The sequence below is a fragment of the Sphingomonas sp. genome, from assembly GCF_036731925.1.
Lineage (GTDB): Bacteria > Pseudomonadota > Alphaproteobacteria > Sphingomonadales > Sphingomonadaceae > Sphingomonas.
Genome location: NZ_DAINDJ010000001.1, coordinates 149,477 through 174,488, shown reverse-complemented (window position 1 = coordinate 174,488; position 25,012 = coordinate 149,477). Strand labels below are relative to the sequence as shown.

Sequence of the window (25,012 nt, the reverse complement as noted above, 5' to 3'; positions counted from 1 at the left end):
AACCTCATCGCTGCTCCGGCTGCGCATATCCAGCCACGGAGGCAATGAAGCAAAATTTGAACGTCGTTTTTCAAGATCAGATCAGGCGTTCTTGGCGCTACCACTCCTCACAATCGCTTCGGCAACTGGAGCATCCTGACGTGAGAATCCCGACGTTACCTCAAGCAGGGCGGCACGTAGCCTATCGCGCGTGAAAGGCTTCGACACCACACCGTTCGCGAGGTCGTCACCGATCACGTCGCGGACATCAGCATTGCCGCTGATGATGATCGACCGCAAATCGGGCGCTACGGATCGCACCTGCCGGATCAGCTCCAATCCGGACATCTTCGGCATTGCGAAGTCGGTGATAAGGAGGTCCGATGCTCCGGGATCCTGGCGGATCATGTCGAGGGCAGTAGCGGCATCACCGCTATGGACAACACTATGTCCCAGATCCTCCAGCATAGCGACGGTCGTCAGCCGCACCGCGTAGTGATCGTCGACGAGAATAACCCGCAAGGGCTTGGGATCGGCGGCGAAGAACTCGGTCGTTGAAGGACTATCCGCCAGGCGAGCGCAAGCCTCCGGCATCCACAGCTGAACCCGGGTACCCAGGCCCACTTCGCTTTGAACCCGGACGATTCCACCGGATTGCTTGACGAAGCCGTACACCATACTGAGGCCTAGACCGGTGCCCTTTCCGACCGGCTTGGTCGTGAAGAACGGCTCCAGCACCTGATCGAGCTGATGCGGGGGAATGCCACAGCCGGTATCGCGGACACTCAAGATCACGTAACGGCCGGGTGCGAGGGTCGTATCGTCGGCTCCCGCGACCTCTGCATTCTCAGCAGAAACGGTAATCACCCCGCCATCTGGCATTGCATCGCGCGCGTTGATGATAAGGTTCATCAATGCCAGCTCGAGTTGAGCGGAGTCGGCATAGACGGCCGACACACCTGGCTCGATCTCCCACACGAGCTCTACCAGGCCGCCAAGCGTGTGAGCGAGGAGCTCCGTGACCGTCGTCGAAAGAGCTGACAGCTCGATCGTCGCGGGTGCCAGCTTCTGACGCCGGCTGAACGCGAGAAGGTGCTTCACGAGCTCGGCGCCCTGTTCGGCAGCATGCCGGGTCATGTAGATCACCTTGCGCTGACCTTCGTCCAGAGCGACGCGCCGCTCGATCATGCTCAAACCGCCAAGCATCGCTGCGAGAAGGTTGTTGAAGTCGTGGGCAATGCCGCCGGTCAGCTGACCGATCGCGTCCATCTTGCGTGCCTGGATCAGCTGGGTTTCCAACTCCTTGCGCTCGGTAACGTCCAGCAAGGTGCCGGCGAATTCCAGGGGCTCGCCGAAAGCGTCACGCAGGAGCACCGCCTGATCCAGGAAATGCTTGTAATGCCCGTCGGCGGTTTGCCATCGATATTCGACCGCGAGGGAGCGTCCTTCGGGGCGCTCCGCCAGTGCCTCGACGACCCGCTCCCGATCCTCCGGGTGCAGTCGATCCACCCACAAGCTTGGCGTCGCCTGAATCTCCTCAAAGGCAAAGCCCGTCAGCGCCGCGAAGTTGCCACTGACGAACTTCGGCACGCGCGGAGACGCGTTTACCTCCTCCAGATACAGGATGATCGGCAAAGACTCGATGATCGCAGCCTGGCGCTGCTCGGCCAGCCGCAATGCCTGCTCGGCGCGCAGCAGCTCCGCGTTGGCGCGCAGATTGGCGTCGAGCAGCGCCTGCTCCTGACGCGCCTTGCGCTGTATCTCCTTCGTCATGGTGAACAGGTCGACGAACACCGCCACCTTGGAGCGGAGCACCACCGGATCGACCGGCTTGAAGACGTAGTCGACCGCGCCCATCGAATAGCCGCGCAGCAGATGCTGGTCTTCCTTGTTGACCGCCGAGAGGAAGACGATCGGCACGCGCTTGGTCTGCTCGCGGGAGCGGATGATCTGCGCGGTCTCATAGCCGTCGATGCCCGGCATGAACACGTCGAGCAGGATCACGGCGAATTCGCCTTTGAGGAGGTGGCGCAGCGCCGCCTCTCCCGAGTTGGCGACGACAATCTCGGCCACATCCTCGAGCACCGTCGAGATGGCGAGCAGGTTGCGCTCGTCATCGTCCACCAGCAACACCCGCGCCCGCGCAAGCGGCGCATCCTCTCCGCTGGCTGCCAGAAGCGAATCCGCCAGCAAGGTGGTGGTGGCCGCCGTCATGTTCGCTCGCACCTGCACCTCAGTTCGACTCCGCGACGATCAACGCGACCGCCTGCGACGCTTCCCGCGAACGGGCGATCCACACGCGCAGCAGCGCCATCAGCAGATCGATGTCGACCGGCTTGGCGATATAGTCCGATGCACCTGCGTCGAGGCACTTCTGCCGATCCCCCTTCATGGCCTTGGCCGTCACGGCGATCAGGGGCAGGTCCGTCAGCTGTGGTCGCCGGCGGATTTGCTGCATTGTCTCGTAGCCGTCCATCTCCGGCATCATGATATCGATCAAGGCGATGTCGATTCCGTCGGTTGCTTCGAGGATGGCGATGCCTTCCCGCCCGCCCTCGGCGTGCAGCACCTGCACGCCATAGCTCTCCAGCACGCTGGTGAGCGAATAGATGTTCCGGATGTCGTCGTCGACGATCAGGACTTTGGCGCCTGCCAGTTCGGGTACCGTGCGCGCCGCCTGCGGCAACGGATCGGCGGCCCCTGGCAGTAGCTCGACCACCTTGGGCTGCTTGCCAATCTGCGCGGCGAGATCGTTGAAGACCGTTGTCAGCATTTCCTTGTCGGCTGGCTTCTCCGTGACGCCATCCGCACCGAGATCCAGGGCCTTCGCTACCTTATCGGCGCCCGAAATGACGTGGATCGGCACGTGCGCGGTTGCAGGATCATGCTTCAGTAGATCCAGCAGCACGAAGCCGTCGATGTCGGATAGGCCGAGGTCCAGCGTGATCGCGTGCGGCTGTAGCTTGCGCACCATCGTGAGCGTGCCGGCACCCGCTGCCGACACCACGCCTTTCAGGCCTGCCGTGCGCGCGATATCAAGGAGGATGGAGGCGAAGGTGGAGTCGTCCTCCACGATCAGCACGAACGGATCCCCGCCCAGATTGTCACGATCGTCGGAAAGGTCGAAGGCGTTGGGCAACGCGGTCGGCACCATCGCGCCCGAATTGTCATAGCGCGCAGTAGCGCCGGGCGATGCGGTCGCAACAGGCGCCACCGCATTGAAAGGCGCAAACAGCGTGAACGTCGATCCCTCGCCGGGCCGCGAACGCACCTGCAGTTCGCCGCCCAGCAGGCGCGCGATCTCTCGGCTGATCGAAAGACCGAGACCCGTGCCGCCATATTTGCGGCTCGTGGTACCATCGGCCTGCTGGAACGCCTCGAAGATCAGCTTCTGCTTATCCTCCGGGATGCCGATGCCGGTGTCGGTCACGGCGATCTCCATCGCGCTGTCGACGCTGCGCAGTACCGGATGGTTGGTGCTCCATCCGCTTGCCGCGGCGCGTACCCGCAGCGTCACCGAGCCGCGATCGGTGAACTTGAAGGCGTTGGACAGGAGGTTGAGCACGATCTGCTGGAGGCGCTTCTCGTCGGTGCGAATGGTGGCGGGCAGGCTCGCATCGAACTGGACGTTGAAGTCCAGGTTCTTGTCCGCCGCCAGCTGGCGGAAGGTCCGCTCCATATGCTGTTTCATGCTGGCGAGCGGCATCTCGCCGACTTCGATCGAAACCGTGCCGGACTCGATCTTGGACAGATCGAGGATGTCGTTGATCAGGTTCAGCAGGTCCGATCCGGCGCCGTTGATCGTGCGGGCGAATTCCACTTGCTTGTCGTTCAGGTTGCCCTGCGGATTGTCCGACAGCAGCTTGGACAGGATCAGCAGCGAGTTGAGCGGGGTGCGCAGCTCGTGGCTCATGTTCGCCAGGAACTCGGACTTGTACTTGGAGGTCAGCGCGAGCTGCTCCGCCTTCTCCTCGAGCGCGCGCCGCGCCATCTCAATCTCGAGATTCTTGGCCTCGACCTGCTTCTTTTCGTTCTCGAGAAGCTGCGCCTTCTCCTGCAGCTCCTCGTTGGTAGCGTGGAGCTCCTCCTGCTTGGTGGTGAGCTCGGTCTGCCGGGCCTGAAGCTCCTGGGTGAGCAGCTGCGACTGCTTGAGGAGGCCCTCGGTACGCATCGTCGCGGCGATCGTGTTGAGCACGATGCCGACCGATTCCATCAGCTGGTCGAGGAAGCTCTGGTGGGTCTCGTTGAACTCGCCGAACGACGCGAGCTCGATCACCGCCTTTACCTCGTCTTCGAACAACGCCGGCAGGATCGCGACGTTCGCCGGTGCGGCATGCCCGAGCCCGGACCCGATACGAAGGAAGTCGGAGGGGACCTTCTCCAACACGATCGGGCGCTTGTCGGCAGCCGCTTGGCCGACCAGACCCTCACGCAGCGCAAATTTCGGCTTGAGCGCATCCTTCCGCTCGGCGCCGTAGCTCGCCGCCAGCTCGAGCGTGGTCTCATCGCCGTCGCGGGTGGTGACGTAGAACACGCCGTACTGCGCGTTCACCAGCGGCGCCAGCTCCGACATGATCAGGTTGGACACGGTGGTCAGGTCGCGCTCGCCCTGCAGCATGCGGCTGAAGCGCGCGAGGTTGGTCTTGAGCCAGTCCTGCTCCGCGTTCTTCAAGGTCTGTTCCTTGAGGTTGCGGATCATCTCGTTGATGTTGTCCTTCAGCGCCGCCATCTCGCCCGAGGCCTCCACCGCGATCGATCGGGTGAGGTCGCCCTTGGTCACGGCGGTTGCCACGTCGGCGATCGAGCGCACCTGGTTGGTCAGGTTGGCCGCGAGCTGGTTCACGTTGTCGGTGAGATCGCGCCAGAGGCCCGCGGCGCCCGGCACGCGCGCCTGGCCGCCCAGCCGACCCTCGATGCCCACTTCGCGGGCCATGTTGGTCACCTGGTCGCCAAAGGTCGACAGCGTGTCGATCATGAAGTTGATCGTCTCCGCCAGCGCGGCGATCTCGCCCTTGGCGTCCACGGTCAGCTTGCGCTTGAGGTTGCCCTGCGCCACCGCGGTCACCACGTCGGCGATGCCGCGCACCTGGTTGGTGAGATTGGTCGCCATCAGGTTGACGTTGTCGGTCAGGTCCTTCCAGGTACCGCCCACGCCCGGCACCTGCGCCTGGCCGCCCAGCTTGCCCTCGGTACCCACTTCGCGCGCCACGCGGGTCACTTCTGAGGCGAAGCCGTTCAGCTGGTCCACCATGACGTTGATCGTGTTCTTCAGCGCGAGGATTTCGCCCTTCACGTCGACCGTGATCTTCTTGGACAAATCGCCGCGGGCGACGGCGGTGGTCACGTCGGCGATGTTGCGGACCTGGCCGGTGAGGTTCGCCGCCATCAGGTTCACATTGTCGGTGAGGTCGGCCCAGGTCCCGGCGACGCCCCGCACCTGCGCCTGCCCGCCCAGCTTGCCCTCGGTCCCGACCTCACGCGCCACGCGCGTCACTTCCGAGGCAAAACCGTTGAGCTGATCCACCATGGTGTTGATGGTGTTCTTCAGCTCCAGAATCTCGCCCTTCACGTCGACGGTAATCTTCTTGGAAAGATCGCCCTTCGCCACCGCCGTCGTCACGTCGGCGATGTTGCGCACCTGACCGGTGAGGTTGGCGGCCATCGCGTTCACATTGTCGGTCAGGTCCTTCCAGGTACCGCCCACGCCCGGCACCTGCGCCTGGCCGCCGAGCTTGCCTTCCGAACCCACTTCGCGCGCCACGCGCGTCACTTCCGAGGCAAAGCTGTTGAGCTGGTCCACCATGGTGTTGATGGTGTTCTTCAGCTCCAGGATCTCGCCCTTCACGTCGACGGTGATCTTCTTGGAGAGATCGCCCTTCGCCACCGCGGTGGTCACCTCGGCGATGTTGCGCACCTGGCCGGTGAGGTTGCCCGCCATCAGGTTCACATTGTCGGTCAAATCTTTCCAGGTGCCGCCAACGCCTTCCACCTGCGCCTGCCCGCCCAGCTTGCCTTCCGAGCCGACTTCACGCGCCACGCGCGTCACTTCCGATGCAAAACCATTAAGCTGGTCCACCATGACGTTGATGGTGTTCTTCAGCTCAAGAATCTCACCGCGAACCTCGACGGTGATCTTCTTCGACAAGTCGCCCTTGGCCACGGCGGTGGTCACGTCGGCGATGTTGCGCACCTGCCCCGTGAGGTTCGCGGCCATCAAGTTGACGTTGTCGGTCAGGTCCTTCCAGGTGCCTGCGACGCCGGGCACCTGCGCCTGGCCGCCGAGCTTGCCCTCGGTGCCCACCTCGCGGGCCACGCGGGTCACTTCCGAGGCGAAGCCGTTCAGCTGGTCGACCATCACGTTGATGGTGTTCTTCAGCTCGAGGATCTCGCCCTTCACGTCGACGGTGATCTTCTTCGACAAGTCTCCCGAGGCCACCGCGGTCGTCACCTCGGCGATGTTGCGGACCTGACCGGTCAGATTGTCGGCCATGAGGTTCACATTGTCGGTAAGGTCCTTCCAGGTACCGGCGACCCCGGGCACCTGCGCCTGGCCGCCCAATTTGCCTTCGGTGCCCACTTCACGCGCCACGCGCGTCACCTCCGAGGCGAAGCCGTTGAGCTGGTCGACCATCACGTTGATGGTGTTCTTCAGCTCGAGGATCTCGCCCTTCACGTCGACGGTGATCTTCTTCGACAAGTCGCCCGAGGCCACTGCGGTGGTGACCTCGGCGATGTTGCGGACCTGGCCGGTAAGGTTGTCCGCCATCAGGTTCACGTTGTCGGTCAGGTCCTTCCAGGTGCCGGCGACACCGTCCACCCGTGCCTGACCGCCCAGCTTGCCCTCGGTACCCACTTCGCGGGCGACGCGGGTCACTTCCGACGCGAACGAATTCAGCTGGTCCACCATCGTGTTGATGGTGTTCTTCAGCTCGAGGATCTCGCCCTTCACCTCCACGGTGATCTTCTTGGACAAGTCGCCGCTCGCGACCGCGGTCGTCACTTCGGCGATGTTGCGCACCTGGCCGGTGAGGTTGGTGGCCATGGCGTTCACATTGTCGGTAAGGTCCTTCCACGTACCGGCGACGCCTTCCACCCGCGCCTGGCCGCCCAGCTTGCCTTCGGTTCCCACTTCGCGCGCCACGCGCGTCACTTCCGACGCGAAGGAGGCGAGCTGCTCGACCATGGTGTTCACCACCTTGCCGATGCGGAGGAACTCGCCGCGCAGAGGCCGCCCGTCGATCTCGACCGTCATCGACTGGGAGAGGTCGCCCTTGGCGACGGCGCCGATGACGCGGCTGACCTCGGCGGTCGGCTGCACCATGTCGTCGATCAGCTCGTTGACCGCGCGCAGTTTCGTGTCCCAGCCGCCCGTCGCTCCGCGTACATTGCCGCGCTGCGTGATCTTGCCTTCCTTGCCGACGACGCGCGACAGCCGCTCGAACTCGTCCGTCATCTCGGCCTCAAGACCGACGACCTCGTTGAACAGCGTAGCAATCTCGCCATCGACGCCCGGGAGATCCTCGGGCAGGCGCACCGAGAAATCGCCGCGGCGGAAGCTGCGGAGCGCGGCGACGAGTTGGCGACGATCGAGTGCGTCACGAGACAGTTCAGCGTTCACCAATCACTCCTCATTCCTCGCCTTTCGAGAGCGAAGATATGCAACGGAAAGCCCCCCGGCATAGGGCGGACACATAGCAGCAGCGCAACGATAGGAAAAGCGCGCCTTCTCTGGAACTTGCGACTGTTTGCAGCCAGGCCCGAAGGGCGCGCTGGTTGCAAGTGCAGGAGACACTGATGGGAGACGACGCGGTCGATGCCGGACGAAGAAGAGATTTCCAGCTTCATCCGATCTACGTTCCCGTCCGTATGGGCGATCGAATTGATGTGCTTGCTGCGCAGTCACCGGGCAGAAGCCTGGAAGCAAGACGCACTGGTAGCGGCGATGCGGAGCAGCGAACTGGTCGTCGCCCAGAGCCTGCGGTCGCTCCACGCCGCCGGGCTTGTGGTCGTCGACCGGGAGCACGGCGTGCGCTTCCTACCAGCAAGCGAGTCACTGGACGCTCTGGCCGGAGCAGCCGAGGCCCTGTACGCGCAACGACCTGACTTCGTTCGCCGGACTATCGTATCCACCGCATCGTCGCCGGCACGCCGGTTTGCAGAAGCCTTCAAACTGAGGAAGGGTTGAGCATGGAATCGATCTTTCCACCCATCGTATATCTACTCTGCTTCGCGACAAGCACGTTGTGCGCTGCCCTTCTCGGGCGCAGCTATGCGAGGAGCGGTATGCGACTGCTACTCTGGAGCACGGCTTGCTTCACGCTCCTTGCCGCCAACAACCTCGTACTGATAATTGATCTCGTACTCGTCGACTGGGTCGACTTGCAGCTACTCCGGCTACTGCTCTCCCTTTGCGCCGTGGGAGTGCTTCTCTTCGGTTTCATCTGGGATCTGGAGGAACGGATGTGACGTTGACCACCTTCCTGGCAGGCGCAGTCTCGCTCGGCTTTGTGCTGTGTGCGCTGTTCTTCCTGCGCTTCTGGCGGGATACCCGCGACACGCTGTTTCTATCGTTCTCCGCCTCGTTCCTGCTTCTCGGCATGGGACAGACGATCCTTGCTGTCAGCGGCATTTCCGATGAGCAGCGGCCCTGGGCCTATGTTCTCCGCCTCTGCGCCTTTCTTCTGCTCCTCTCCGCAATCGTGCAGAAGAACCGAAGAGGTTGAACATGGAAGCCAACAGTCGATGGACCTGCGTGTAGGGCTCGCACGATGCTGTCGTTGTAGATGAAGTCGCGCGCTCCGATGTTGTACTGGGGTGGGCGATGCGATAACCTTGACCTTGCCGGCGTGCTTCGATCTCAGCACTCGAAGCGCATCGAAGTTATCGCTCTCGATTACCAGATTGTGCTGAAGGCCGCTGCCGCAGCTCAGCTCTACATCGTGCTACAGCGCGACGAAGTCGTCGGTGAGCGCACCTGCTCAGACTCAGAGGAAGTTGGGACGCTTGCTATATGCCTGCGGGCGCATCTTAGGCGCGCATCGGGCCCGACCAGCCCTTTGATGCGCCCGCCTGGCTTATTGGGCATCTCGTCCCAATCAAGCAAGCTACGGTTCAGGCGGAATCTACGTCGCTCAGCGCTTGCCTGACTACGTGGCTCAGCGCTTGCCTGACTGCGTCGACGGTCAATTCAACATCCTGCGCGTCGGTGCGCCAGTTGCATACCGATACGCGCATGCAGCGCATGCCGCGCCAGGTCGTCCCGCTGAAGAAGGCAACACCTGCCGCCGCTACGCGCGCGATGACTTCGTCGGTCCTGCGGTCATGGTCGGCGCTACCTGAGTTAGCTGCGGGATCGAGGAAGCGCACCAACCCCTGGTTGATCGTCGGGAGCCATTCGACCCGAGCACCGGGGAGCGCCCCGATGCCGGCAACCAGCGCACGCGCATGGTCACAACTTCGAGCGATCAATTTGGAAACGCCGTCGCGCCCCAATTCGCGCAGGGCTGCGTAAGTCGGGAGCGCTCGACCCCGCCGGGACCATTCTGGATTCCACTCGATTTGATCGCGTGCGCTATTGCTCGATTGAGCATAGCTGGCCTCGAAGGAGAAAGCCGCACGATGCGCCTGAGCATCCCTAACGATGGCATACCCGCAGTCGAACGGCGTATTTAGCCACTTGTGGCCATCGTTGGTCCAGGAGTCGGCCAGCTCGATGCCGGCTGCAAGATGCCGATAGGTCGGGCACGCCTGCACCCAGAGACCAAAGGCGCCGTCGACATGCACCCATGCTCCATGCCGCTTGGCAATCGGGACGAGCTCGGCGAAGGGATCGAACGCTCCGATGTTGAGATCCCCGGCCTGCAGCACGACGATGGTCGGCATCGCGGAGCGGCTGAGCGCGTCGTCCAGAGCTTCGGGAACAATCCGCCCTTGCGAGTCGCAAGGCAAGGTCTCCATGCAATGGGTGCCTAAGCCAAGCATACGAACCGCCCTGTCAACGGACCCGTGCCTTTCGCTTCCTGTCAGCACGCGCAAGGAAGGCGCTCCAACCAAGCCGTCCACCTCGACGTTCCACCCCGCTCGGTCCAGCAGTCGGTGCCGTGCAGCGGCGAGGCAGGTGACGTGAGCGGCCTGCGTGCCGGTAACGAAAGCGAAGCTGGCCTCCTCCGGTAGGCCGAACAGCTCTTTCAGCCATTCTCCGGTAACTTCCTCGATGATCGCTTCGGCAGGGCTGCAAGCGTGAATTGCGGCATTCTGATCCCAGGCAGAGACCAGCCAGTCGGCCGCAAGAGCGGAAGGCAGCGTACCTCCTATAACCCAACCGAAGAAGCGCCCGCTGCCACTGCCGAGAAGGCCGCCATCAGTATCCTGCACCAGCTCGTCGATCACCTTGGCTGCCGGCACTCCAAGATCGGCCAGAGGTCTGCCCAGCCGTTCGCGCAATTCTGCCATGGACGAGGTAGTGCCAATCGAGCGATCGGCCACCGATGCAAGCCAATGTTCTGCAGCGCGATAGGCAACCGCCAGCGCATTGCGACCATCTTCAACCGACATGCTGAGATCCTCCGTTCTCTCCTAGCGGATGCTTGTAGAGCTGGAAAACGGCTGGATGGTTCGTTACGCACCGAACCATGAAGGACGGGCCAAATTTCGCTCTGATCGCGGCGCTCATTGGAGATCCGGCTCGAGCCGAGATTCTTTCGCAGTTGATGGACGGTCGGGCGCTCACAGTGGGTGAGTTGGCCATGTCGGCCAATGTCGGGCGGCCTACGGCCAGTGCGCACCTCGCCAAGCTGGAAGCGGCGGGTCTAGTCCTCAGCGTCCGTCAAGGTCGCAACCGCTATGTACGCCTGTCCGGTGCGGACGTCGCGCACACTGTAGAAAGCCTGATGCTGCTGGCTGAGCGCACGGGTCATCGACGCATACGCACCGGCCCACGCGATCCGGCGCTGCGAGAAGCCCGCAGCTGTTATGGACATCTAGCAGGTGCCAAGGGGATCCAGATGCTGAACAGTCTGCATCAGCGCGACTTCATCCTTCGCCAGCACGATCGCCTGCACCTGCGTGATGAGGGGCGCAGTTTTCTGACCGAGTTTGGAATAAGTCCAGACCTGCTTTCAGCCGAAGCTGCGTGTGTTGCCTGTCTGGACTGGAGCGAGCGCAAGGATCACCTTGCGGGCCGACTGGGGTCGGCCTGTTTGGATCGTATCCTTGCATTGGGATGGGCAAGGCGAGACACTGATAGCAGGGCGATACGGTTCAATCCGAAGGGATTGCGAGAATTCGATTCCGCCTTCCCCTTCACACCTCACCTCAGCCGATAGTTCACCTAGCCTCCTTGAGTTACGTACCGCAATTGTGAGTGCTTGATCCGCGTTCGACGAACAACAAAACCCGAAAGTCCGAAGCCTAGGATCATCAATCCCCAACTCGCGGGTTCCGGCACGCCTGAGGCGATTTGGATGAACTTCAGTTCAACGTTGTCCTCACCTTTGATCAACGGAGACGCGACATTCCCCGAGGCGAAGAACGACGCTTTCGGGAAAAACCAGCCAGTCCAGAAGTCGTCGGTTCCATCTACGATCCCGTCAGCTCCATACTGTTTGCCGCCGATGATTATTGCGCCCTTGAGGTAGCTGTATGGTGTATCGGCGCCATTCAGAAGGGCAACGTCGCCGAGGCTATACATGACGCTACCCACATGCCCGCTGAAAGAAGTTAGCGTGTAGCGCCCGGAAGAATTGGCGATGGAGAAGCTTCCCTCCATCTTCGATCCTAGCGTGGGAATATCGCCGATGAAATAGTAGCTTTCAGCAGACGCCGGCGCGACGCTGAGCGACGACACCGCACCTATGAAACCAAGCACTGCATTCTTCATGTTCACCTCCCCGACTCGTGATCGATCTAGAGTCATTGGTTGATATCGCCAATATCAAAGATCAAGCAAGCCCATGTAGTGACTTTCTTGGGTCGACGAGTAGATCGACAATGGACTTAGCGAGCGGCCGATTGTGGCCCATATAGGTGTACGCTGCAGTCGACGACGAAATTAGGTGCCTATCTGCCGCGCGATACCGCGCCCCTTTGACGTCGGCAGCAGCAGCGACCTTCGCAGTCCTCTTAAGGCTACTTCCACGACATGACACACGGAGTGGAACCCGGCGGCCCGCTCGTACCTGACGATCTAAACAGCGCTTGACCTTCCCATCACTGGAAGGTCGACATGGGTAGTCGGTCCCTTCCCGATGAGGAAATGAGCGATGTTTACAAGCCAAGAATCCGCCGGCACCCGCGCCACCAGGTTCGATCTAGCGGTCGAGGGCATGACTTGCGTTTCGTGTGCCCGCCGCGTGGAGCGCGCATTGGAGGCGCTGCCAGGTGTTGTCAGTGCGAGCGTGAGCCTGGCGAGGGAGCGCGTGAGCATGCACGTGGACGGCAGCGTTGATCATGCCGCGGTCGTCGCGGCGGTCAAGCGCGCAGGATACACTGTCGCCGGCGAGACGGTCGAGCTCAGTGTCGAGGGTATGACCTGCGCTTCGTGCGCGGGTCGGGTCGAGCGAACATTGATGGCCGTCCCCGGCGTAGTGAGCGCGGCCGTGAACCTCGCTACCGAGCGCGCCACCGTGCGCGGAGTGGTGGCTCCATCGGAGTTGATCGCAGCGGTGGCTAGCGCAGGTTATCAGGCCGCTCGAATCATGTCTTACGGCGCCCCGGCCGTGGCGAGCGCTAGCCGAAAGGATGAAGAACGACGGGCACTGCAACGCGACCTGATCGTCGCTACGATCATTGCTCTGCCTGTGTTCCTGATGGAAATGGGGTCACACCTCATCCCTGGCGTCCACCTCCTGATCGCTCGCAGCATCGGGATCCAGACGAGCTGGTACATCCAGTTCACGCTGGCCTCTCTGTTGCTCGCCGGACCGGGATTTCGCTTTTACCGCAAAGGTATTCCAGCTTTGCTGCGGCTTACGCCGGACATGAACTCGCTGGTTGCAGTTGGCACCTTCGCCGCCTACGCCTTTTCACTCGTCGCCACGTTTGCGCCGCGCCTACTGCCCGCCCGGACGATCAACGTTTATTATGAGGCGGCAGCCGTTGTCGTCGCGCTGGTGCTGCTAGGCCGCTTTCTGGAGGCGCGCGCGAAGGGACGAGCTTCTGAAGCTATCGGGCGGCTCGTCGGCTTGCAGGCCAAGACTGCCCGCGTGCGCCGCGGTGCCGCGCTGACTGAGGTGTCGATTGATGAAGTGGCCGAAGGCGACATCGTCGAGGTTCGTCCGGGGGAGCGCGTGCCGGTCGACGGTGAGGTCATCGAAGGCGATAGCTTTGTGGACGAGTCGATGATCACGGGCGAACCGCTTCCGGTCACCAAGACCCAAGGGGCTGCGCTAGTTGGCGGCACTATCAACCAGCAAGGCGCCCTCACCTTCCGCGCCACTGCCGTCGGTCAGAAGACGATGCTGTCGCAGATCATCCGCATGGTCGAGCAGGCACAGGGCTCAAAGCTGCCGGTTCAGGCACTGGTCGACCGGGTGACGATCTACTTCGTGCCGGCCGTGATGGCGATCGCCGCGCTGACCTTCGGGGCATGGCTCGCCTTTGGTCCGTCGCCGGCGCTGACCTTCGCGCTGGTGAACACCGTTGCGGTGCTCATCATCGCCTGCCCTTGTGCGATGGGCCTCGCCACCCCGACGGCGATCATGGTCGGCACTGGTCGAGGCGCGGAGCTAGGTATTCTGTTCCGTAAAGGCGACGCGCTGCAACTGCTGCGTGAAGCCGCGGTAATCGCCCTCGACAAGACAGGTACTCTCACCGAGGGCCGCCCCGTCCTGACCGATCTAGAGGTGACCGAAGGCTTCGATCGTGCCAGCGTCCTTGGTCAGATCGCTGCGGTGGAGAGTAAATCCGAGCATCCCATTGCACGGGCGATAGTCGAGGCAGCAGCGGCTGAGGATATCGCCGCGCCGTCGGCCCGTCACTTCGAGACCATTCCTGGCTACGGCGTCCATGCCGAGGTCGATAATTGCTGGATAGATATCGGCGGTGATCGCTACATGACCCATCTGGGCGTCGATGTGAGCACACTGTCCGACAGTGCCATAAAGCTCAGCAATGAGGGCAAATCGCCGTTCTACGCGGCCCAGAATGGAAAGCTTGCCGCCATTATCGCAGTCGCAGACCGGATCAAGGCTACAACGCCCAGGGCGATTAGCGCGCTCCGTTCGCACGGGCTGAGGATCGCGATGATCACGGGAGACAATGCCCGCACGGCAAGAGCGATCGCCTGCGAGCTTGGCATCGACGAAGTGATCGCCGAGGTCCTGCCAGGCGAGAAGGTCGAGGCGGTTCTTCGGCTGAAGGCTCAGCATGGCAGAGTGGCATTCGTAGGTGACGGCCTCAACGATGCTGCCGCGCTGGCGGAAGCCCATGTCGGTATTGCCGTCGGAACCGGGACCGACGTTGCTATCGAGGCAGCCGACGTTGTGCTGATGTCGGGCAACCTCAATGGTGTCGTCACAGCCATCGCGCTGTCGCAGGCGACCATGAGGAACATACGTCAAAATCTTTTTTGGGCCTTCGCATACAACATCGCCCTGATCCCAATCGCGGCGGGTGCGCTTTACCCGTCGTGGGGAGTGCTCCTCTCTCCGGTGTTCGCGGCGGGCGCGATGGCGATGTCGAGCGTATTCGTGCTCGGCAATTCCTTGAGGCTACGCCGCTTTCAAGCCGGATGACGTAGGAAGGGACACGGTTATGAACATCGGAAAGGCGGCGAAGGCATCGGGTGTTTCGGCCAAGATGATCCGCTATTATGAGCAAACTGGCCTCATCCCGAAGGCTGGCCGAAAGGATTCTGGCTACCGCGACTACTCGAGTGCCGACGTCCACATGCTAAGGTTTATTCGTAAGGCGCGCGATCTCGGCTTCTCGGTTAGCGAGATCGACGGCTTGTTGAACCTATGGCGTGATCGCTCGCGGCAGAGCAGCGACGTCAAGCGTATCGCGCAGAAGCATGTCGATGACCTCAATGAACGAATCGAGGCGATGAAGCAGATGGCGGGCACGCTGCAAAGCTTGGTAGACTGCTGCGCCGGCGACGCCCGACCCGATTGCCCGATCCTCGCGGACCTCGAGGACGATCATGACGGCAGCGGAGCGCCTGCTCGAGCGACGTTAAGGCCGGGGTCTAAAGGGCGAAGCTGAAGCGGCCGCGACGATCGCATACTGAAAGATGCGCACGCTGTTCGCGTCGGAACGGGAGACAGCTCACCAGCGGCAACGCGGAAGGAATGCTCACACGGGCGTCGGGCGGTCACGGCCGATCTCCTCCCTGAGCCACGCCCGGAAGCGTCTGATCTTAGGAACGTCGCGCCGTGCCTGAGCCACGACAGACCAATAGGTGCTACCATGCGTCGTGACCTGAGCAAATGGCTGCACCAGCGCCGTTCCGCCAACTCGGCCCTCGAGAAGAACGGCGTAAGGATCGCTATTCCTTGCCGTGCGATCGCTGCCCTTCCGCCGTGGGCCTGAGAGTCGAGACGGATGCCGCCAGGCACTGGCGTCTCGGGTGCGGGCACTCCAGGTAGCTGATGAGCTGCAGATCGTGGGTGAACAGGTCCACATTCCGGCTGTACCGTTGCCCCCGATAGCACCGTGCCGCCGCCGAGCTTGATGGCCGGAGTAGCGGCTGCCGGCTTGTCTCGTTCCCAAGGCACGCGGTCATCCTCGCCCGTTCCTTGGGCTTGCCTGCGGACGTCATCGATCACCTTGAGGCTGCGGCGAAGAAGGTTGCGCCACATGGCGAGGTCGGGATGGGTCTGCCTATCGAGGATGCCGCTCATGCGAACCTCTCCGACCAATCGACAAGATCCGGGCGACGGATTGATCCTTCCTGTGCAAGGCCCGATAGCATCCGGTGCAACTCGAGACCGCTCAGGACGCGATCGACCAGCAGGTCGGCGACTTCCGCGATCTCGGCCTCCTGCAGCGCTTGGGCTGCAACTCTGCGCCGCTCGGGGGTATTCGGCAGCTTCAGCGCGGCGAGCAGTTCCGATGCGGTGGCGATTCCGTGGTGACTGATCTGCGCGTGATTGTGGAGATTGATCACGGAGCGTGGCGGCAGTTCCGCCTCTACGTGTGCCATGGTCTGTGCCTCCCTTATCCCGGTGGTTAGATATACGAGCTCAGGCGTTCCGCGTCATGCGTGGCGATGCGCCGGGGCTGAAGTTCTTCAAGGCTGACGGTGACTTGATGCTCTACCGCGACGATGTCGTCGCTGAGCGGACGACCTGCTTCTATATCGTCGCGCTGCAATTCGAAGGCTCAAGCGGCACTCATCATCCCGCGTCCCCAGAAGGGGAATGAGCGGGGAGCGATCGAGATGTGCATGATAACCATCCGCACGTCCCCTGCCGCCTGGAGTGAATCGGACCGCCATGGCAACTTCGGGGAAGGGTCTTCAACACAATCTACCAAGACAGGTCGTTCCGCTTTCGCTATTGGACGATCAAAATGCCGTGTCGATCAAGGAAAGTGGCGGACGTGGCCTACCGGCATGGGCCAGCACGGCGCTGCAACGGCCCCGGTGCTCGAGCCAAAGAACCATTCGGTGCCGAACCGCGCCGCCGTGAAGGCGGTCACGGTTTCTCGAGCTGGACGAAGTCTACCCGACGCAAGTTTATGAATATCTAACGCGAATCTATCAACTTCGATCGCGAAGCTTAATGCGCTTACGCCCTACCTCACGGTTGCTGACGACCTGATTGCCAGGACCTGTAAGGAGTATGTTTGCGTGGTGTCCGACCTCATCGAAGAGCCTGATCAAGGTGCCACCATCCTGTGGGTGGGGCAGGACCGTGATGGCCACTGGCTGGTCCAGGAAAACCATGGCCTGATGGAGGGGCGGTTCGTGTCCCGCGCGGCGGCGTGGCAGTTCGCCCGCGCCGAGCGGCATGCCTTCCCCGGCGCAGCTCTTGTGGAGGCGGAGCAGCCGCTCATCGCGAGCATCTCCTTCGATCCTCCAGCGCCGGACGAGTGCGCCCGGCGCGCTGCGTAACGGAGGGGGTCCATGCAACTTGCCCATGCCTTCGCGCTTCCGGCCGCTCCCGCGGCACCGACGTTGGCGGCTCGACTGCGGCAGGCCCTTTGCTTGGCCGCCGACCGAACCGCGGTGCAGGACCTGCGCTGGCCGGCCATCGCCGCACGCCTTGAGGCGATGCGCGAGGAAGGACGCCGCAGCATCCGCATTGTGGACGCCGCATGCGGAGATGCCAGCCTTCTGCTGCTGGCGATCCGGTCGGCTCGTTCGTTGGGCTTCGTCGCGATCGAGGCGCGGGGCGTGGATCGCGACGGAGTGCTGCTCCCCCAAGCGCGTCGCGTCGCCGCAACAATTCGGGATCCGGCGATCGACCTTCGCTTCTACATCGGCACCGCCGCAGCGGCGATGCGGGACGAGACCGTTTTCCCTGCCGACATCCTGCTCTATGCGGCGCCCCCCGGCGAAGCTTCGGCGCTGATGGGACTGGCCCGGCGCGCAGGGCAGATGGCTCTCGCCGGGCCTAGATCGGGAGCCGCCGCATGACCCGGCCTAGCGACCGGCTGTGGCGCGGCGTCGGCGTGGCGCTGCTGATCGCCGGAGGACTGGCAGGTGCCTTCAGTGACGCCATCGAATCCGATCTCGGCGGCCTGCTGCTGCTTGGCTTCCCGATTGGGATGTTCGGGCTCGTGCTGGTGGTGCAGGGGCGGCGGGCGCCCCGAGCGATCCGCGTGGAGTGCAGCCGGCATCGCCATCTACCCGAAAGATTGCAAAGGCGGCGAAACGGAAACGCCCGCTGCGGCTGAGCCGTAGCTAGGACCACTGAGGATCACCTATGTCCTTCAAGATGCTCGACGGCGTGCTCCACGCCGATGGCGTATCGCTCCCGACGATCGCGGAAGTGGTTGGCACGCCCGCCTATGTCTACTCCGCCACGCAGCTACGAGCGTCGGCGGTGCAGTTTCAGGCAGCCCTCGCGCCGATACCCCTTAAGCAGCTGATGTTCGCAATGAAGGCCAATCCGCATCCTGCGGTCCTGCGAACGCTGGCAGGTCTTGGGTTCGGCGCGGACATCGTCTCGGGTGGGGAACTCAAGGCCGCACTCGCCGCGGGCATCGCTGCGAACGAAATTGTGTTCTCCGGCGTCGGGAAGACAATCGCCGAGCTCGCCGCGGCGCTGGATGCGGGCATTGGCCGTTTCAATCTTGAGCTGGAGCGGGAGGGCGAGGTGCTGTCCGCGCTTTCCTGTGCGCGGGGCATGCGTGCGCCCGCACTGCTCCGCATCAACCCGTTGGTCGATGCTCATACGCATGCGAAGATCAGCACGGCGCTGGCCGATAGCAAGTTCGGTGTGCCGTTCACCGAGGCTGTGTCGATATACAGTAGACTTGCCGCGCTGCCCGGGCTCAATCTTCAGGGCATCGCAATCCATATCGGTAGCCAGATCACTGATCTCGCTCCGCTGTCGGCCTCGGTCCGCCACGTCGGCCAACTCCTATCAGCGCTGCGTGAACAGGGCCACGCCATCACCCATGTTGATCTAGGTGGCGGGCTTGGAGTTTCCTATCGCGAAGGGGATCCTAGCGCGGATGCTGTCGCCTATGGGTTGATGGTGGCGCGTGAAACGCAAGACTGGGACGTGCGCTTGCTGTTCGAGCCCGGGCGTTTCATTGCCGCGGCAGCAGGCGTGCTGCTGACGCGCGTACTTTGGGTCAAGCCGGGCCGGCCGCATCCATTTGTGATCGTCGACGCGGGGATGAACGACCTGATGCGACCCGCACTGTATGACGCGTGGCATGACATCCGTGCCGTGCGCGAGAGCGGCGATCGCTTTTTCGCCACCGTGGTTGGTCCGATTTGCGAATCTGGCGACACCTTCGCGCGCGGCCGCTGCATCGATCGACTGAACGAAGGCGATTTAGCCGTGTTTGCAAACGCCGGCGCCTATGGCGCCGCCATGGCGTCGACCTACAATGCCCGTGCGCTTGCGCCAGAGGTTTGGGTTGACGGAGACCGCTTCGACATCGTGTCTCCGCTTGTGAAGGCAGACGCCGTTCGGCCGCAGCGACTTGCACACTGGATGGTCGATCCAGTGATATAGCCGAGGATTACAACGGCCGGATAGCGCTACAACATAGGTCGGGCACCAGCCAAGCAACTTTGACCGCCGCCACTGCGCATAACGCTATCATCCGTCCTCCAGCATACTGGCCGAGCGACACCGCATGTCGAAGTCCGACCAGCTCCGGTCCATCCCGTCCGCGCCGGTGATCGTCCGGTTGCGCCAAAAGCGGTCGATCGCCTCGCCTGAGCGGTCGTTGGGCAAACGCCCCAATCTCGGTTGTTCGACCCATCGCCCAGCAATCCCGAAACCCGTAATTCATTCAGCAGCGGTCGATTGGCGGAATTTGTGGGGAGTCATCGCCTTCCCGGACCTTTGTTCCTGAATTGCGCTGCGCTCCCGCTTCTTGGTCTATTTAGTGCAGTTTCTGAGAAGTGCGGTTGGCAGGGGGCGTGTAAAGCCGTACCTCTTTGCAGATAGCAGAATACGGCCTAAGCTGCCGTTGGGTTTTGGGGGAAGTCGGATGAGGATGCTTGCCGTTGCGCTCGGGTTAGTATTTGCTCTCTCCGGTTGCGCGCGGCAGGTCGCAATCCCTCCATGGATGGAGCCGCCGGAGGGCTTGTGCCATCTACCGGTCGTGAAGCTGACCGCCAATCAGTTCGACGATCCCGATGAAGCATCCGGCCGGCCCGACAGCCCCGACGTGCGAGAGTTCATTAGAACGCTGGGCGACGGTTTGCGCTCCGCAAGTCCCCTAAAGGCAGAAAACGATAGCAAGTCGGTTCTGGTCCTGAGCGGTGGTAGTCTGCATGGCGCCTTCGGCGCTGGGTTATTCTACGGGTGGGCAAAAGCAGCGGGAGAAGGAGGCGAACAGCCACCGACGTATGACATCATCACTGGCGTCTCGACTGGTGCGTTGCAAAGCACGTTTATCTTTCTTGCCACATCGAAGAGCGACAAAATTAAAAACAGCGCGACCTCCATTCGGAATCGTCTGGGCGATGTGCCCTTCCTCCGAGACAGGCTTTATCACGAGAAAAATGGGGTTGCGGGCCCCGAAACAGGTTACCTCGCGACGCTAGCCCAGGACTACATGCCCGACCGGGAGAGCGACCTCCTCCATCTCCACCCCCTACAGAAGCTGAGCCCGAACAAGTTGGGCTTTCTAGAGCTCATTAACCACGATGGGCTGGCGAACATGGATCCACTGAGGCGGGTCATCCGTGCGGAACTGAGTGACGACGCGCTTCGCGGTGTGGCCACTGAAGCGAACTCGGGTCGTCGGCTCTACGTCGCGATCGCGGATCTCGAGAACAAATACGGTTATGCGGCCGACCTGACTAAGCTGGCGCAGCTCGCCGTGCTCGCAGCCGAGCCGGGCGCTAAGACGCCTGAGGAAATCCAGGATCTGGAAGGCGTATTCCCCGAATACCGCAGGTCGCATCCTCACAGCGAGGCTATTTACCTTGAATGGGCACGCGACTGCTACACCGACGCGCTCGTAGCGTCCTCCAGCGTTCCGCCTGGTGTGAATGCGGTTCCGATCGAGATCATCAAGGAGGGCAAAGACGGACACATCCTAGATCCTAACTCTCCAAGGCTGCGTGCTGCCCGTGGTCTGCCGAAGCAGGTCGTACCGTCCAACTATGTAGCGGGAAGGCATGTCTTCGTAGACGGAGGTGCGCTCTTTGCCGTCTTCTTCAGTCAGCTGCACGACGAGATCAAGGATCTGCCAAAAGTGGACATGGACCTGATCGTGAACGGTACCTACTTTCCCAAGGAATGGGACAAGTGGTTGGACTCGCATGGTAAGACTAAGCGTATCGAAAAAATGAGGCTGAGCTCCGTCGACTATGGTTTAGGAGCGGCAGACCTACTGCAGACCCAGGTTAGAATTTTCTCCGTGCAGGAGGCTAGGCGCTGGGAGAGCGGCCGGGGCACCTTCCGTTGGGCACTGATCGACAACCGCGCGATCGTGGGCACGCCCGACGGGATGGACAAGTTCTTCCATTGGCCGGGAAAGCGGTATGAGGGCACGCCCTTTGACTGGGGCTTCGCCACCGCAAAGGGTTCAGGGTCGTGCCAGCACTGGCATGATACAGTGGACCGCAAGATGAACCCAATGGAGTTTTATCCGGTCTATATGCAATGCATGCTGGACTACGGCATAACCCGCGGCGCAGACCCGAAGCGTCGTTGGAACATGTGCTTGTCCGCCGATCAGCGTAACTGTGGCGCACTTGCCTCGATCGCGGATGAGGCGACGCCTCGAGCTAGCTCGGCGGAATAGCTAGCCTGTATTGATTTCATATTTTCATGGAGAGCGAGAACTGAGTTTCGGCCGTGTCGGCCGATTGAAAGCCGGCATGAACTAACGGCTATTTTACGGAGTGGCGCGACTCGATCAAATGTCGCTTTCTTAACCGTTGCGCCCACCGCGTCCGTTTGAACGAACGTCAGCTTAATCCTACTTCCCGGTCCAGAGCTGCCTGTCCGCAAACGGCCCAGTTTTGGTTGTTCCACGACGGCAGCCGGGCGACCGCTGAAAGTCGGCTTTTGGCGAGGGCTGCCGATCGGCATGTTGGGTACGCGAACGGCGGCAAAGTCCCAGTTCTGGCCTTCCTCAGCGATCAGGAACATGCGCGCCGCCGAAGATAGCCAAGATGGCTCGCTCCCGCTAAGCGCGCCCGGTGCTTCAGATTTCCGATCCGGCCAACATCCCGCTCCCTCGTGTCAACGTTCTGCCGGGGCTTCCCTACTTCGTCACCGAACAGGGTGCACCCTGGACGCCGATCGGGCACAATGATGCAGTCACCTGGCCTGAACTCGCGCCGCTGTTCCGTCGCGGGGATCCGGCAGCGGTAGAGCGTCATCTCGTCTGGCTGCGCGAGCACGGGGTGACCGTGATTCGGCTGATGCTGGAATACTGCCACGGCGAGCATCGATATTTGGAGCGCCCCGTCGGGCGCTTCGTCCCCAACATGGTTCGGTTCTGGGATGACCTGTTCGGCTTGCTCGAGAAGGTCGGTTTGCGCGTCCTGCTGACCCCATACGACACGTTCTTCATGTGGATTCGATGGCGCCATCACCCCTACAGCCGGGCGAACGGCGGCGTTTGCGCGACGCAGGCAGAATGGCTGACATCGCCGGAAATGCGGGCGGCGATCAAGGACCGGCTGGCATTTGCCAGCGATCGCTGGGGCGCAAGCCCTGCCCTGTTCGCTTGGGATATCTGGAACGAGATCCATCCTGCGCATGGCGGAGGCGATCCAGCATCCGCTGCTCCCTTCATAGACGACGTTGCCAATTGGCTTCGCGAGTATGAAAAGGCGCGGCACGGCTTCGCCAATCTGCAGACGGTTTCGGTTTTCGGCCCAGAGCTCATCAACCATCCCGAGATGACCGAGACGATCTTCCGACACCCTGCGCTAGATTTCGCAAACACGCATCTCTACCAGGCCGGCACGATCGACTTGCCTCGCGACACGGTTCAGCCAGCCTTGGCCGTGGCGCGCCTGATGCAGGCGGCGGTCGAAGACGCCGGGAACCGCCCCGTATTCGATTCCGAACATGGGCCGATTCACAGCTTCAAGGACAAGAAGCGCACCTTGCCTGCTGCCTTCGACGACGAGTACTTCCGTCACATCCAGTGGGCACATCTGGCAAGCGGGGGTGCTGGCGGTGGCATGCGCTGGCCGAATCGCCATCCGCACGTGCTGACAGAGGGCATGCGCGCTGCTCAGCGAGCGCTGTCAGACTTTCTGCCGCTGATCGACTGGGCCCGGTTCCGGCGTCGCAACCTCTCGGACAGGCTCGGCTGCGACGATCCCGGCCTTGCACTGGTCGGATGCGGGGACGCGCGGCAGGCGCTGATCTGGGCCATCCGAACCGACAGCATCTCGCCAGAAGGCATGGTGCAGCCGCGGGATGACGCGCCACCGGCCAGGCTGATGGTTCCAGGGCTGAAGGACGGCCGCTACGTAGTGACCATCTACGACACCGTGCGAGGCGCGGTCGCAGCGCGTTTCGATGCCGTGAGCGCTGGCGGCGTGCTGGAGGCCGACGTTGGACCCGTGCACTCGACCCTTGCCATGTGCATTCGAGAAGCTGCGCACGATCGAGAGGATCTCGGCAGGTAGCGATGGCTGGTGGAAAACCTCCTCAGGCCAGCCCGCCTGCGCAACCTGCGCGACATGCTGAAACCGCCCTGTATCGACCGGTGAAGACGTTCCTCGAGGAACAAGGCTACGAGGTGAAGGGCGAGATCTGCGGATGCGACGTGGTGGCTGTCCGCGGAAGCGAGCCGCCGGTGCTCATCATCGCTGAACTGAAGCTCTCCTTCACCCTCGAACTGGTGCTGCAGGCCGTGGACCGTCTACGCTGCGCCGACCTGATCTACCTGGCGGTGGTCTCCAGCCGGAAGGGTCGGGATCGAGATGCACGTGCGTTGCGGCTTTGTCGCTTGCTGGGCGTCGGACTGCTCGCGGTCGACCCGAAGCTACGCACGGTCTCCGTACTGGTCGAGCCTTCACCGTACCGCCCACGGCCCGATCTGCAGCGGCGTGCACGCATTCTGAAGGAGCACAAGAACCGTCAGGGGGATCCCGCAGAAGGAGGATCCACGCGGAGCCCCATCATGACCGCCTACAGGCAGCGAGCGATCGCCTGCGCCGAAGCAATCGATAGCGGCGTCGCCCGGCCACGTGACTTGAAGCACCTCGCAGAAGATGCGGGGCAAGTGCTACGGCGGAATGTCTACGGGTGGTTCGTGCGGGAGAAGCCGGGTCATTACAGACTGACCGAGGCTGGTGCGGCCATGTTGAAGCAGCGCTCGTCGACTGAATGATCATGCAGTCCCCGCGGTGAGAGGTCCCGGTCGCGCTGATGGCTACGGCAAGGGAGGAACTAGCTTGCCAGCTTGCTCAGAACGAAGGCAATCAGAAATCCTGCGACAGCGATCAGGCCGGAAAACTCGTGCGTCTCCTCCGTTGCCTCCGGGATCATCGTATCGACGAGCATGGCCAGGATAGCCCCGGCGGCCACGGCGGTGGTCGCCGCAATGAGGTCGGGGCTTGCGCCGGCGAGAGTGACGTACCCGAGTGCCGCAGCGACGCCAGATGCGATCGCGATACCTCCCCAGACGCCGAATATGTACACCGCCTTGCGGCCCGCCTTCTTCATTCCCGCCACGCTTGAGAGGCCCTCAGGCACGTTCGAGAGGAAGACCGCCGCCACCGTTACCAGGCTGACACCAGTTCCGTGGAGCAGGCTGACACCTATGACGACCGACTCTGGAATACCGTCGAGCAATGCGCCGACGGCAATAGCAAGGCCGGCTGTATCGCTGGCCGGGGCCTGGCTCTGGTCGGGATTCGATCCGGAACGCTTTCTGTGGCTGCCACCTGAGCGAGACACCAGGATGTTGGCGCCGGTATATACTACGGCGCCGCCGAGGAAGCCCAGGGCGGTGGAATCGAAGCCGCCCCGCGCATAGGCCTCGTCCATGAGCTCGAAGGCCACGGCGGAGATCAGGACGCCCGCGCCGATCGCCATCACCGCGGCAACCACTCGCTGTGGAAGCTCGACTACGTACGCGATGGCCGCACCGATCAGCAGCGCGGATCCACCAAGCAGCCCCCACAAACCCGCTACGATCACTCCTGGCATTTACGACCTCCGGTGCACGGAACCAGAGAAGCGGGAGATATATCCCGGGTCGCCGATGTTGGTCACGTGAAGCTCCGTAATGCGATGAAGCTAATCGCTTCAAAGCTGCGTTGCGACTATGCGCAACCACGAGGGTCAGGTCTCGCTGCCTTCCTGTTGCCGAGCGATGTATGGCTCAGGTAAGATGCAGTAAACGGCCCATCGATGCATACCCACTTTGATGAGCCGCACGCCTCACCGCCACTCGGAACAAGGTGCTCGAGCGTGATGAG

General features: G+C 62.3%; 21 protein-coding genes. 14 read left to right on the top strand and 7 right to left on the bottom strand.

Translation table 11 applies throughout. The annotated features are described in order from the left end of the window. Positions 1–81: 81 nt before the first annotated feature. Both V7E00_RS00815 and V7E00_RS00810 read right to left on the bottom strand, forming a co-directional pair. Positions 82–2,193 (bottom strand): response regulator, encoded by a 2,112-nt coding sequence (locus V7E00_RS00815; RefSeq protein ID WP_333570874.1) that lies wholly within the window; start codon positions 2,191–2,193, stop codon positions 82–84. 19 nt (positions 2,194–2,212) lie between these two features. Next, the gene (locus V7E00_RS00810; protein WP_333570873.1) at positions 2,213–7,597 is read right to left on the bottom strand and encodes a HAMP domain-containing protein; all 5,385 of its coding nucleotides are present in this window, start codon (positions 7,595–7,597) and stop codon (positions 2,213–2,215) included. Between the two features lie 195 nt (positions 7,598–7,792). Here V7E00_RS00810 and V7E00_RS00805 point away from each other — a divergent pair, with 195 nt between their 5' ends. Genes V7E00_RS00805 through V7E00_RS00795 form a run of 3 tightly spaced genes read left to right on the top strand, consistent with a single transcriptional unit; the run spans position 7,793 to position 8,702 of the window. Next, positions 7,793–8,164 carry a hypothetical protein gene (locus V7E00_RS00805; RefSeq protein ID WP_066726291.1) on the top strand — a complete coding sequence of 124 codons (372 nt, stop codon included), beginning with the start codon at positions 7,793–7,795 and terminating at the stop codon, positions 8,162–8,164. Between the two features lie 2 nt (positions 8,165–8,166). Further along, a complete protein-coding gene (locus V7E00_RS00800; RefSeq protein ID WP_066726294.1) occupies positions 8,167–8,445 on the top strand; it encodes a DUF5985 family protein in 279 nt (92 codons plus the stop codon). Further along, positions 8,442–8,702: a DUF5985 family protein gene (locus V7E00_RS00795; protein WP_066726296.1), complete on the top strand. Its 261-nt coding sequence runs from the start codon at positions 8,442–8,444 to the stop codon at positions 8,700–8,702. Before V7E00_RS00800 ends, V7E00_RS00795 begins: the two co-directional genes overlap by 4 nt. A 388-nt stretch (positions 8,703–9,090) precedes the next feature. On the opposite strand, the gene V7E00_RS00790 is transcribed toward V7E00_RS00795, so the two are convergent. Then, a complete protein-coding gene (locus tag V7E00_RS00790; RefSeq protein WP_066726299.1) occupies positions 9,091–10,533 on the bottom strand; it encodes a pyridoxal phosphate-dependent decarboxylase family protein in 1,443 nt (480 codons plus the stop codon). A 77-nt stretch (positions 10,534–10,610) separates the two neighbouring features. Between V7E00_RS00790 and V7E00_RS00785 the strand changes: the two genes are divergently transcribed. Then, complete coding sequence (locus V7E00_RS00785; protein WP_084253592.1) at positions 10,611–11,303, top strand: ArsR/SmtB family transcription factor; 693 nt, start codon at positions 10,611–10,613, stop codon at positions 11,301–11,303. A gap of 5 nt (positions 11,304–11,308) precedes the next feature. Here V7E00_RS00785 and V7E00_RS00780 read toward each other — a convergent pair whose 3' ends face one another. Beyond that, positions 11,309–11,857, bottom strand: a complete 549-nt coding sequence (locus V7E00_RS00780; protein ID WP_066726302.1) for a PEPxxWA-CTERM sorting domain-containing protein — start codon at positions 11,855–11,857, stop codon at positions 11,309–11,311. Between the two features lie 382 nt (positions 11,858–12,239). Between V7E00_RS00780 and V7E00_RS00775 the strand changes: the two genes are divergently transcribed. Together V7E00_RS00775 and cueR are read left to right on the top strand one after the other, a co-directional pair. Then, positions 12,240–14,711: a heavy metal translocating P-type ATPase gene (locus V7E00_RS00775; protein WP_066726305.1), complete on the top strand. Its 2,472-nt coding sequence runs from the start codon at positions 12,240–12,242 to the stop codon at positions 14,709–14,711. A gap of 19 nt (positions 14,712–14,730) precedes the next feature. Next, complete coding sequence (gene cueR / locus V7E00_RS00770) at positions 14,731–15,180, top strand: Cu(I)-responsive transcriptional regulator (protein ID WP_066726308.1); 450 nt, start codon at positions 14,731–14,733, stop codon at positions 15,178–15,180. A gap of 634 nt (positions 15,181–15,814) precedes the next feature. Here cueR and V7E00_RS00765 read toward each other — a convergent pair. Beyond that, positions 15,815–16,120, bottom strand: coding sequence for a hypothetical protein (locus V7E00_RS00765; protein WP_157084780.1), 306 nt, complete (start codon positions 16,118–16,120; stop codon positions 15,815–15,817). Positions 16,121–16,176: 56 nt separating this feature from the next. On the opposite strand from V7E00_RS00765, the gene V7E00_RS00760 reads away from it, so the two are divergent. The 5 genes from V7E00_RS00760 to lysA all read left to right on the top strand — a co-directional run bounded on the left by V7E00_RS00760 (position 16,177) and on the right by lysA (position 19,112). Further along, positions 16,177–16,341, top strand: coding sequence for a hypothetical protein (locus tag V7E00_RS00760; RefSeq protein ID WP_157084781.1), 165 nt, complete (start codon positions 16,177–16,179; stop codon positions 16,339–16,341). A 430-nt stretch (positions 16,342–16,771) separates the two neighbouring features. Next, the gene (locus V7E00_RS00755) at positions 16,772–17,032 is read left to right on the top strand and encodes a hypothetical protein (protein ID WP_245653677.1); all 261 of its coding nucleotides are present in this window, start codon (positions 16,772–16,774) and stop codon (positions 17,030–17,032) included. Between the two features lie 93 nt (positions 17,033–17,125). After that, positions 17,126–17,557 carry a hypothetical protein gene (locus tag V7E00_RS00750; RefSeq protein WP_066726318.1) on the top strand — a complete coding sequence of 144 codons (432 nt, stop codon included), beginning with the start codon at positions 17,126–17,128 and terminating at the stop codon, positions 17,555–17,557. Next, positions 17,554–17,817, top strand: coding sequence for a hypothetical protein (locus V7E00_RS00745; RefSeq protein ID WP_066726321.1), 264 nt, complete (start codon positions 17,554–17,556; stop codon positions 17,815–17,817). Before V7E00_RS00750 ends, V7E00_RS00745 begins: the two co-directional genes overlap by 4 nt. Before the next feature lie 29 nt (positions 17,818–17,846). Then, a complete protein-coding gene (gene lysA, locus V7E00_RS00740) occupies positions 17,847–19,112 on the top strand; it encodes a diaminopimelate decarboxylase (RefSeq protein ID WP_066726324.1) in 1,266 nt (421 codons plus the stop codon). An 87-nt stretch (positions 19,113–19,199) separates the two neighbouring features. On the opposite strand, the gene V7E00_RS00735 is transcribed toward lysA, so the two are convergent. Then, a complete protein-coding gene (locus V7E00_RS00735) occupies positions 19,200–19,337 on the bottom strand; it encodes a hypothetical protein (protein WP_333570872.1) in 138 nt (45 codons plus the stop codon). 373 nt (positions 19,338–19,710) lie between these two features. Between V7E00_RS00735 and V7E00_RS00730 the strand changes: the two genes are divergently transcribed. From V7E00_RS00730 to V7E00_RS00720, 3 genes are all read left to right on the top strand, one after another. Then, complete coding sequence (locus V7E00_RS00730; RefSeq protein WP_169804549.1) at positions 19,711–21,363, top strand: patatin-like phospholipase family protein; 1,653 nt, start codon at positions 19,711–19,713, stop codon at positions 21,361–21,363. Between the two features lie 400 nt (positions 21,364–21,763). Continuing rightward, positions 21,764–23,212 (top strand): hypothetical protein, encoded by a 1,449-nt coding sequence (locus V7E00_RS00725; protein WP_157084783.1) that lies wholly within the window; start codon positions 21,764–21,766, stop codon positions 23,210–23,212. Between the two features lie 80 nt (positions 23,213–23,292). Further along, on the top strand, positions 23,293–23,919 hold the full coding sequence (locus tag V7E00_RS00720) for a DUF2161 family putative PD-(D/E)XK-type phosphodiesterase (protein ID WP_218017632.1): 627 nt from the start codon (positions 23,293–23,295) through the stop codon (positions 23,917–23,919). Positions 23,920–23,978: 59 nt separating this feature from the next. Here the strand turns inward: V7E00_RS00720 and V7E00_RS00715 are convergent, their stop codons facing one another. Further along, positions 23,979–24,740: a ZIP family metal transporter gene (locus V7E00_RS00715; RefSeq protein ID WP_066726333.1), complete on the bottom strand. Its 762-nt coding sequence runs from the start codon at positions 24,738–24,740 to the stop codon at positions 23,979–23,981. Positions 24,741–25,012 lie beyond the last annotated feature (272 nt).